The following is an 11,049-nucleotide window of genomic DNA, read 5'->3' as shown; positions in this document are numbered from 1 at the left end:
CCAAACACCAGGGCGATCGCGTCCGGGCGACGCTCCGCCTGGGCTTCGAACAACTCATGGATACACCGGTCCTGCGGATAGGACACCGTCGTGTCGTTGAACCCGTACAGCAACTGCTCACGCTCGGAGTTATCTACTATCTGAGCCCGTCCGATAACCCTATCAAGGTCATGATTGAATGCCTTGATCAATAATTCGAGTCGATCAGCAAGCCTAGGAGCATCATACGAATCTATATACGAAAGGTTATTGTTTACAATAACCTCTACATCCGCCATTTTGGTGGAGTCTAAAACCGATATAGCAAGAGGAGTTTTTGAATAATACTCGTCCAAACGCTCAGCCTTATAGCAAGCGCCAGAGAGGGGGAATTCCGTATCAAGATCCTCAAAAGAAACTAAAACATCATAGAGTTGCTTACGGCCTACGGCTGCCAACCGTAACGCGCGATTTATATCTGAGACAGGAAAACGCTGATGACGATAAACCTGCCTGAGCTTTCTGGTTAAACTCTCCACCAGCGACCGAAATGATTGTTCAGAATTAACTGAAACCTTAAGAGGAACAACCGAAGAAAACATTCCTATCGAATCTTTATATTTTGCCTTCAATCGATTGTGAACAGGAACACCGACAATCAACTGATCACGATTTAAAACCTGCAAGAAATAGACCGCTACTACCGCAACAAAAAAAGCAGAAGGAGACAGACCATTATCTGCGAGGCTTCGACGCAAACTATCGTACTCAGCCCGCTGAATAAAAGACCTGTTAATGTTGCTTAACCTGCCATCGTCGGAAACAGTATCTTTAGGTAAGAGAAGTGAATCAGGTATAGCAGTAAACTCAGAGAGCCAAAAATCTCGGTCACGTTCATATTGCCTGCTTTCGTAGTATCTAGAAAGCTCATACACATAATTAAAATAGCTATCGTCCCTATATTCCCCCCCCCCTACACCAGCAATAATCCTATTGTAAACAAGCACAAACTCCTTGATAAAAAGAGAAACTGATAGACCATCAGCTATAATATGATGAAAACAAAATGAAAAAGTAAATCTAGCTTGCGATACCTTCACAAAAATAACGCGCCACAAGCAATCACCAAGCATATCAATCGGTCTCTCAAACCAGCGCCGAACGAAACTACGCGACTGATTTACCGCGTTATATTCACCGCTAAAGTCCTCGAAAACCAAGGGGGCAAAACTAAGCTCGCGAACAACTTGCTTGACGCAATCACCTTCCGAGACTAAATGGGATCTAAGACATGGCCATTTCTTAGATAATACAACGAGAGCGCTCTTCGCTACCTCAAAATCGAAATCACCCTCAATATCCATGCTCGCACCTATAACCAAGTGCGGTGACGACGGATCAATCAATTGCTCCAAATATACCATTTCTTGAACGGAAGACAGCGGAAAACAATCCCTATAAAAGTCATTCATTTCATTAGTCCTTTAAACGTATAGTTCCGCCAAAACAAAAAACAAATACCATTAAACTCACTTGAAAAATATACCGGACGCGACTCAGACAGCACCGGCCCCTTCGCAGCCATCAGCAAACTGGCACAACTGCCCGTCTCGAAAATGTAAAATTTGGTCAGCTGTTGAAAAGTAATTCTCATCGTGCGAAACAACTACTACAAATTTGCCGGCCTTCTTTAGCTCCGGAATCAATTCACGATAAAAATAGCGCTTAAAGCCTGGATCTTGATCTGACGCTAGCTCATCGAAAACACATATACGAGCGTCCTCCATATAGGACTGAAGCAACGCAAGGCGCTTCTTCTGCCCCATCGAAAGATTGACGGAACTAAGCTTCCCGTCCAGCGACGTTAACTTCCCATTAAGCTTCAGCTTTCTTAAGTGTGACGCAACATCTCGGTCATCCGCATGGTCGCCATTGCTATCTAATACCTGCTCGAATACAAAGAAATCCGAGAATATAACTGAAATATTTTGCATATACGATGTCAGGGCCAACTCCTTGCCAACATGCACCCCATCTACATAAACGTCACCAGAATCAGGCATGTAAAGGCCCACTAACATTTTTATAAAAGTGGACTTCCCGCTACCATTTCCTCCTGTTACAAAAACAACTTCACCAGAGTTAATTTCAGCAGAAACAGGCCCAACAGAGAACGAATACTCCACATTGCCTTTATAACGATATTGTATATTTTTGATAACCAAGCGATTCCACTCAGCACTTTCACTCTTTCCCACGGCTAGCGAAAAATTAGAAGCAGCTGCTAGTTCTAGACTCGCCACCTTACGCAAAGATACAGGCACCGCTATAACCTGCTCCCCCATACCTACAAGTTGCGTTAACGGCGTAACCATATAAAGTACAACTAGAACGAAGGTTACAATAATCGACGAATCAACCCCATCTAAAACGAACTGAGCAGCATATACAACTACTCCGATTAAAAAATACACCAAAGTAGTCGAGAAATTTTCAAGCGAGATAATTAACAACTGTGATTTAACAGTCCTCAGTCTAATTCGATCAAATAACGGCAACATTACATCACTAAAAAAATGCTTTCGGCGGTAACTATTAACGCCAATTTCTTTCCCGCCGTTAGTGAGCACTTGCATATTAGAGTAGAACGAATCGATGTGCTCTCTAAGTACTTCCTGGTGCTTTCTTGCATAACGCAGCAAACAAGATGCCAACACAATCAACGCAATCATTGCCACTAACACAAGCAAAAACAAAGAAGGCGATATATACACAAGATACGCAACACCTAGAAGCAAAGTAATAGAGCTAAAAGTAAGCGTTGGGATAGCCAATAGCCCGTTCGCTAACGCACCTACATCTCTTTCGAGAGCAGCAATAATTCGATGACCGCCCACTCTCTCAATATTTTCATAGCTAGAAGAGAGTATTCTTTTCAATAGATTCTGCTGAATTTCGTAAACCACTGTCGAACTGAGCTTGATCAATATGTATTGCGAAGCAATTCCCAAAATCAAAACCATACCGACGGCAATAATAAAGATTGAAAAAGGATAGGTTAAAGAATATTGTCCTTTTTCAAAGCTACTTATTATGTCGGTTATCATGGTCAACATAGCCAGACCTGCCAAAGCGCTCAGCGCGCTCAAAGCTGCCGCTAAAGCTATCAGCCATCGAAAACGAAACATCAATGATTTAAACATTATTTGCGACACCTATAATAACTTTACACCTACATTAAGGATCCTTAGAATAAAACTAGCTCGACAAAAAATGCCTCAATCTGGAAAGTCCAGAATTTAACATATCTTCGCTACAACCAAAGCCAATACGAACATAGCCTTGAAGACCAAAGCAGGTGCCTGGAACCAATAAAACTCCATGCTCCTGAAGCAACTTAGAACAGAACGTATCTGCGTCATTACACTGGTTTATTCGCATAATCCCACAAGCACCACCATCTGGAAGGATCCAGTTACAATACGTCTTATTATCTGATATCCACTTATCAACTATGAATCTATTCCTGGCTGTTTGGTTAATACGCGGGCCAACGAACCCTTCTACATTGCTTAGGATGTTGTGTGCCACGAACTCAATTAATGGTGAAACATATAGATTCCCATAATCTTTTTGCCTAATGCACGACTCGATGATTTCGCCGTTAGCTAGCAACCAACCAAACCTAAGCCCCCCAGCGCCGATAAACTTTGAAAATGTACCGATTGAGATCGTTTTATCGTATATACTAATAGGGTCTGGCAAGGGGTCTCGATCGTATACAAGCCTTTGAAATACAGCGTCCCACAATATATATATATTATATCTTTTAGCGAGCTCAACCACTCTCTCCAGCTCATCATCCTTAAGGCACTTTCCAGTAGGATTATGCGGAAAATTCATTACCAACAACTTAGTTTTATTACTGACCAGCCCTTCTAGTTGGCGCACATCAAGCTCGTAACCATTTTCTATATCTATGTTCCATTTTCTAACTACGCAACCCATAGATAATGCAATTTTGTCATGGCAGTGGTAACACGGTCCAAGTGTAATGACTTCGTCGTTCGGCTCTACAACAGCACGAACCGCTAGCTGCAAAGCCTCATTACCACCATTTGTTGTCAACACCATATCTGGATCACCATTACCAAATTTGGAAGCAATTTGCTGCCGGACTAGCATGCCCCCAACGGTCGGTCCATCAACTAGTCTTTCGTTCATTAACTCGTTGAAATCGAAATTACCAATTTCTTGGATGGCCTTGAACGTATACTCTTCGACGCCGCTACCACTTATATCGATGTCATTTTCAAAATAATTTTTCCGATACCAGTCCTCAAGTTTTGCTGGCTCGTAACCTGACAACACAGCATCTTCCTTAATCTTCATTTATGGACGCCTCCTGCGTGCAACTTTCGCCTGCTATCAAAGTCGGTTTAAAAGGACTTAACCACCTAGTTATACTACGTAATTACTCTTGAGCTATTTCTCTCCAATAAACTTCGGCACTTTCTTATATCTCGCGTCACATTAACTCGCTTGAACCACCGGTCCGTGCCATCATATCGAGCCGCGAAACGTCGTCGACCGTGAACGACCTCGTAGTTGTCAATGAGAAGTATTTCACCTGGTTTTAGAGTTACTTCCACCATGCTTTCCTCAACTAAAGCTACGAGTTTCCTTAACGCGAGTTTTGCCTCCGAATTATCAGGCTCTTCCATAAAGTATGGATCCAAACGTAAATATGGGCGGTCTCTATGCCCATATAACACCGCTACTTTTTTTGGTCTAGAAACAAGTTCTTCAATATGACTATAGGCATAGACCAGCTTGTCATTATTCGCGCTAGCCAAGTCCACGTAGCGCTTGTCAGAAGAATACGCCGGCTTATGTGAGTTATCTGGCTTGATGACAAAATGTTCTTCAAAAAGAACATCGACTTCCTCATCAGTTAAGCTTTCATAGTCCGGTTTTGCAATAGTAGTAGGTATCGAGTCGGGATTACGAAGGCACATCATTACTAGATAGTCGCCTCTATATTCATGAAATGCATCTTCTGTATGAAGAGTAAGCTCGGTTCCACTTCCTGACCCAAGTTGCTCAAACTCGTTTTGCCTTATTGGCAATATATCATGGACAATTCTGCCATCCTGCTGAGTGAACCAACCGAAAAGATCCCCCAGCACGGTTGCACATAGGCATATCGTAAGCACTTGAGCTTCGCATGAGGTGTTATTTGTATCTAGTTGCCAATGGGGAGGTGTTTTGGAGAGAATATAATCATTGACCATTCCAGTTGAAATAACAGCATATCCCTCCTGGGGAGGGTCATATTTAAAGCTATTTATGAACCTTACTAGCCGCTCCGGAAGTCTGTAAGCCGAGACGGGCAGATCTTTCAAAAAGTCCTCATTGTCGAAGCCAGCAAAATTTTGTGAAAGCCTACTCGTTAAGCGGTTAATCTGTTCGATTTCCCGTTCATTTAAAACTATGCAATTATCCATATAGCTCCCTGCCTTATGAAAATGTGTTCATCCGCCAAAATTGTACCTTTCACAACAAGAAATCGATTAAAGCAATTATCGCTAAATGGTCATTATTGGCGTGTAAATCCCACTAATATATCGGAGGGGAGGAGGGGGGGGGGGGGGCAGTCGTTTCTTCTTTAATCGATATGATTCGGTGGCGCATTTGCGCCCACCATTCACACGCTCAAATATAGACCGTAAACCGAGTAAAAATATAGTGAATAATTTTGTAACGAAACAGCAATTCGCGCATATCTTATGTTCTGTTAGAAAAAACTTACAATGAGCGATAAAACATGCTGGCCAGCTTAGGAAAAACCCACTTGTACCACTGTCTAGTCTGCTAAAATATGCTTGATATTTAACAGCTTCTAAAGTTACTGGAAGAGAGCGATCTGTAGCTGCTAGAACGCAATTCAATTTCTTGCGATGCATCATCCTTTTCACCTCTAGCTGATCTATCAAAATCCCTTTTAGAAAATCAAGACTAGCTCACTTTCACTGTCCGTCAAGTCTTCAAGCGACTTTTTTTGCCAAGCGGCAAATTAAACAAAATCGCCTAAAATCAATAATTTATACAGATACAGACGTTTAATAATGGATTTGTATGAATTTTATGCATGCGAACTCTAACTTTTAACTTAGCTTATGCACTTTTCCCATTCTCGCCGCGCGGTATGTTTCAATTCGAACCATTAACAATGCAACACAGAATCTCTTAATCTTATGGGAAATTATCAGAAAGAGATGTCTAATTCATTACACTGCTGCAGGTTCAATAAATTAACTTGATTAACCTAAGTGATGTATATTGCGATTAATGCAAAAAATTTTATATCAACGATTGTTCACTTATTTAATAGACCAATCGCTTCTACTAGACCAACACGTCCTGTAATTGGTTAATCTCGGAGCTTGTGCTGTAGCCTTTCTCTGCTTTTGTGTCGAACAATGTCTTCCGCATTCATCACCCGATTATCATAACTCTGGAAAAGCAAACCAACGTAGACAGTTTCTTCCCATTATAAATGAAGTGTCGACCGCTTTAACCACCCCCTAAATTCGGTGCATGCGTCATTAGAGTTCTCCGGCCTACAACGAGGCAAACGGAGAACGACATGAAGAACTCGAGGTATAACGAGTCACCAGATCGTCAGGATCCTGAAGTAGTTAGAGGGTGGTCGCCTGGCCAAAGAAGTCTGCCGGGAGTGACCTGCCCCCAGCATTTAATCCCGGCTGTTCCCTAGTAATGCCCGGGGGTACGGCGTCTTCGTGCGGCCTACTACAACTGGAAATCGAAGTACGGTGGCATGGAAGCTTCTAACGTGAAACGTCGCAAGGAGTTTGATGAGGAAAACCCCCGGCTGCAGCAGATGTACGCCGAGCTGAACCTAGATCGCAAACCGCTGAAGGGTGTGATCGAAAAAAGCTGTACAACCAGCCCTTCGATGAGAGCCGGTGGATTACCTTAAGCAGGCGCATGGTGTCAGCATCCGCAGAGCCTGCCGAATCGCTGGCATCAGTGACTCTGTATACCGGTATCGGCCGAATGCCTCCCGGGATGAACCGGTGATTGCAGCGCTTCAGAGCGCTACTAAACGCTATCCCGCCTATGGTTTCAGCAAACTTTTCAAGGTGCTGCGACGCTGGGGGTACGGGGGGAACCACGAGCTGGTACCCCGGCTGTATTGAGCGCTCAACCTGAACAAACGACAAAGGGGTAAAGAAACGACTCCCGACGAGATACCCGGAGCCATTGAGCGTACCAACTACCGTCAATCGATGTTGGTCCATGGATTTCATGAGCGACAGTCTGTTCTGTGGTCGCCAGTTCCGAACCTTCAACGTGGTGGACGGCTTTGACCGAGAGGTGCTGGCTATCGAGGTTGACCTGAACCTGCCAACACCGAGGGTCATACGCGCTCCGGAACGCATCATCGCCTGGCGGGGCTACTCAGCCAAACTGCGTATGGAAAACGGCCCGGAACTCATCTCAATTGCCTTGGCAAACTAGGCGAAGCACCACTGTATCGAGCAGGAGGTTATCAAGCCGGGCACACCCACTCACAACTCGCATGTTGAGCACTTCACTCGGACTTACCGTGACGAGATTCTGAATATGTATGTCTTCCGGAACCTCACCGAAGTCCGAGAACTGACCGAATCCTGGATCACGGAATACAACGACGAGCATCCCCACGAACACTGGAAGAGCTAATGCCACGGGAGTACCTGGCCAAACACCATCGGGCGGTAAACTCTGGCGCTTCTGTCAGCTTCGGAATAGCCGTGGCCGCAGGCGCAGAGCTAAGGAAGCGGGCCTCGGCAAAATCCGAACCTAGTCGGAATTGAGTGCCGCCCGCAAGAGATTGAAAGCAGTGCCATGTTGGGCCACTGGGAAGGCGACACCGTACTCCAGGGCCACAAGCAATCAGGTCGAGTGACGCTGGTCGAACGTCGTGCGGTTACTTGCTCGCAGGCCGTCTGAAGCGGTTTACGGCCATCCAAACAACGCGCATCGTGACTCGGCTCTTACAGCCCATTCGGGGTGTTGCGAAAACGCTGACGCTGGACAACGGCAGCGAGTTTGCGGAATACGAACAGATGGCCAGAGAGTTCGGTCTGGCGGCCTATTTTTGTGACCCATACTGCTCGGGTCAACGTGGCACGAACGAGAACAACAATGGCTTGCTGCAGCAGTACTACCCGAAGGGGATGGACTTTGCCAAGTGGGCTCAAACGCACATCAGCCGAGTGGTTGAGCAGTTGAATAACCGGCCCAGAAAACGGCTGGGCTACCGGACACCAGCAGAAGTGTTCTGGGGTGAATACTCCGGAGCGCTATCAATAAGCGGTGCTGCGGTTATTGGTTGAATCCACGCTATTCAGTTTTGAACTACTGACTGAAAAGTAACGCAATACTGCTAAGCATCAATTAAATAATTGAGCAAGCCTCAGCCAATCTAATCTCCTGAAAACAACTCTTTTAACATCTTATCAGGGTTGTTAAGAAAGAACTTTGTTACTTCGTAGTGTTCCGTTTCTTCATACTTTATAGGGTATATACCTGAGCTGTCGACTTGATAAATTTTAGCTTTTGGGTAAGCCATAATGATCGGCGAATGTGTAGCTATAATAAACTGCGATTGATTAGCAACCAATTGATATATCCGGCTAAGTATCGCTAACTGTCGCGTCGGAGACAAGGCTGCCTCAGGCTCATCGAGAATATAAAGACCATGCCCGGCAAACCGATTTAGCATTAGTGAGAGAAACGACTCTCCGTGGGATTGCTTATGCAGTGACTTTCCCCCGTAAGCGTTGCTTACAGGAGCCGGTGGAGGGTTTTCTTTAGAGAAACCAAAGTTATATTCCACACTATCAAGCTCATCGATATGAGTTGCGACATTATAAAAGCTTTCTGCTCTTAAAAAGAATCCATCCCTAAACTTCTTGAATGACCTTGAGATTCGGATATATTCGTAGAGTTCAGAATGCGTATCTCGTGTCTCAAAATGGACATTTTTTGTACCTCCCTCTGGATTAAAACCTAAACTTACAGCTATAGCTTCAAGTAAGGTAGATTTTCCACTCCCATTTTCTCCAACCAGTATCGTAACCTCTTTGCCAAACTCTAACGTATCCAAGTTTTTGATAGCCGGTATAGAGAAAGGATAGTAATCGAAAGACCTAACCAGATCCCGTTTTAGCTCAACATCGCGTATGTATGGTAGCGGTTCCATCTAAATCTACGTCCCTCGTTAACTTACTTTAATAGATGCAGACAACAGATTCTAAGATCTGATAAACAATAGTTTTATGAAGCGCCCAAAATACCTCTATTTATAAATGAAAACTTATACCATAGCATATCTTATAGGTATGCCTGCCACTATATGCAAAAACGATCTCTCCTCGCAAATATTTAGCAATGCAAATCGCCTTTATCGGCAGCTTTTTGAAGAACCTTCGAAGATATCAAACGTACTCGAATACGTTGACCCTACCCCGTTTTAGGTCAGGCCAGAATTGAAAAAATCCGGCGTTAGTTGATGCTGTTTTCGTCGAGAAACCGCATGTTTTCTGGCGTAGTCCGAGGGCGTGGACCACACCAGTGCGGAATGGGGCGAACTTGATTATAGAAGGTCCGCCACGCTTCGATTTTCTGCTTGGTGTCTTCTGCCAAGGACAAGAACCCGTGTTCGTTCAGGCACTCCTGCCTCAGTCGCCCGTTAAAGGATTCGACCATCGCATTGTCGGTGGGCTGGCCCGGTCGCGAGAAGTCGAATTTCGATCTTTCGTTCATACGCCCAGCGATCCATGACCTTGCCAGCGAACTCCGAACCGTTGTCGGTCTTGACGACGTCCGGGTTACCGCGAAAACGCGCGATCGCGGTCAGCGCATCTTGAACATCGTCGCCTTTTAGGCTCTGCCCGACCACAATGCCGAGGCACTCCCGAGTATACAGGTCAATGATCGTCAGCAGGCGCAACCTGCGCCCATCAAACAAGGCGTCTGAGACAAATCCATGCCCCAGATATGATTGGGATGCTTGGCTTGCTGGAGTGGCTGGTGGTTCTTGGCCGCCTTGTTGCGCCTGGGCCGCTTGAGGCGAAGCGATAAGCCCTGGTCCCGATAAAGCCGGTAGACCCATGCGTGCTTGTCACGCCAGCCCTCTCGTTGCAGCTGAACGTGCACGCGCCGGTAACCGTAGTGAACCCGCGTGAGGGTGATCTCTCGGATCCGCATCGACAAGGCCGACACGTCCCGTGCCACCGCTTGATACCGATAGGACGCGCGGGAGAACTGCAAGACCGCACACGCCTGGCGTTCGCAGACTCCGTACCGCTTTAGCAGATCAGCCACCAGTTGGCGCTTACGAGGCGGTCTCAGAGCTTTTTTGCCACCACTTCCTGGAGCATGGCCTTGTCCAAGCTCAGGTTGGCTACAAGCTTCTTGAGCCACTGGTTCTACTCCTCCAGCTGCTTGAGTCGCTTCAACTCGGACGGACACAGCCCACCATACTTCTTGCGCCAGGTATAAAAGGTGGCGTCCGAAACGCCCATCTTCCGACAGACTTCCGGAACCGGTGTGCCCAATTCTGCTTGCTTCAGGGCGAAAGCTATCTGTTCTTCGGTGTACCGGGGTCGCTTCATGCCATGAGCTCCTGCTCAGGGCTCTATCATGCCGGATTTTCCAATTTTTAATGAACCGAAATTCTGAGGTCGGGTCAAAAACCAAAGGGGCTATTAGCTCACTATTGTGATTTCCTTCTAACCAACAGCTACACATCCGAGTTCACCGATGTCCGGATTTCGGACACGCGTTCCCTAACATTTGCGGAGTTACCTTCAAAATGTAAAATCAGTGCATGCATGATAAAAAGCATGCTTAGGGCAACGATCAAAGTCGTCGCCCCTGCAAAAACGCCGTTTTCAGACAGCCAGCAATTTACCGGTCTCTGCCGATTCATCCGGCAACGCCGGGGTTGACCATAAAATAGCCAATATCAGGCGTAAATGCCGTCCGTTTTCATAA

The 11,049-nt window shown here is 45.6% G+C and carries 5 protein-coding genes and 3 pseudogenes; 2 read left to right on the top strand and 6 right to left on the bottom strand.

From position 1 onward, the window contains the following. The 4 genes from J3364_RS22285 to gntD all read right to left on the bottom strand — a co-directional run. The coding region (locus tag J3364_RS22285; RefSeq protein ID WP_349560366.1) for a condensation domain-containing protein at positions 1-1,451 on the bottom strand (1,451 nt) is incomplete at its 3' end. Between the two features lie 84 nt (positions 1,452-1,535). Further along, on the bottom strand, positions 1,536-3,182 hold the full coding sequence (locus J3364_RS22280) for a cyclic peptide export ABC transporter (protein WP_349560365.1): 1,647 nt from the start codon (positions 3,180-3,182) through the stop codon (positions 1,536-1,538). Between the two features lie 55 nt (positions 3,183-3,237). After that, positions 3,238-4,371 (bottom strand): aminotransferase class I/II-fold pyridoxal phosphate-dependent enzyme, encoded by a 1,134-nt coding sequence (locus J3364_RS22275; protein ID WP_349560364.1) that lies wholly within the window; start codon positions 4,369-4,371, stop codon positions 3,238-3,240. A gap of 74 nt (positions 4,372-4,445) precedes the next feature. Beyond that, positions 4,446-5,486: a guanitoxin biosynthesis L-enduracididine beta-hydroxylase GntD gene (gene gntD / locus J3364_RS22270; protein ID WP_349560363.1), complete on the bottom strand. Its 1,041-nt coding sequence runs from the start codon at positions 5,484-5,486 to the stop codon at positions 4,446-4,448. A gap of 1,298 nt (positions 5,487-6,784) precedes the next feature. On the opposite strand from gntD, the pseudogene J3364_RS22265 reads away from it, so the two are divergent. Together J3364_RS22265 and J3364_RS22650 are read left to right on the top strand one after the other, a co-directional pair. Then, positions 6,785-7,754: pseudogene (locus J3364_RS22265) on the top strand (IS3 family transposase); the annotation flags it as partial. Between the two features lie 2 nt (positions 7,755-7,756). Continuing rightward, a pseudogene (locus J3364_RS22650) lies at positions 7,757-8,384 on the top strand (IS30 family transposase); the annotation flags it as partial. An 89-nt stretch (positions 8,385-8,473) separates the two neighbouring features. Here the strand turns inward: J3364_RS22650 and J3364_RS22255 are convergent. Together J3364_RS22255 and J3364_RS22250 are read right to left on the bottom strand one after the other, a co-directional pair. Continuing rightward, on the bottom strand, positions 8,474-9,253 hold the full coding sequence (locus tag J3364_RS22255; RefSeq protein WP_349560361.1) for an AAA family ATPase: 780 nt from the start codon (positions 9,251-9,253) through the stop codon (positions 8,474-8,476). A gap of 270 nt (positions 9,254-9,523) precedes the next feature. After that, positions 9,524-10,667 (bottom strand): annotated as a pseudogene (locus J3364_RS22250) (IS3 family transposase). Positions 10,668-11,049: the final 382 nt, after the last annotated feature.

Source organism: Marinobacter sp. NFXS9, assembly GCF_040148665.1.
GTDB lineage: Bacteria > Pseudomonadota > Gammaproteobacteria > Pseudomonadales > Oleiphilaceae > Marinobacter_A > Marinobacter_A mangrovi.
Note: the sequence above shows the minus strand (reverse complement) of the source record. Positions and strands in the feature narration are given on the sequence as shown.

Excerpts from the sequence above, each read along its gene's own strand:
- J3364_RS22255 (WP_349560361.1), bottom strand. The coding sequence starts at position 9,253 with ATGGAACCGCTACCATACATACGCGATGTTGAGCTAAAACGGGATCTG.
- J3364_RS22280 (WP_349560365.1), bottom strand. The coding sequence starts at position 3,182 with ATGTTTAAATCATTGATGTTTCGTTTTCGATGGCTGATAGCTTTAGCG.
- J3364_RS22275 (WP_349560364.1), bottom strand. The coding sequence starts at position 4,371 with ATGAAGATTAAGGAAGATGCTGTGTTGTCAGGTTACGAGCCAGCAAAA.
- gntD (WP_349560363.1), bottom strand. The coding sequence starts at position 5,486 with ATGGATAATTGCATAGTTTTAAATGAACGGGAAATCGAACAGATTAAC.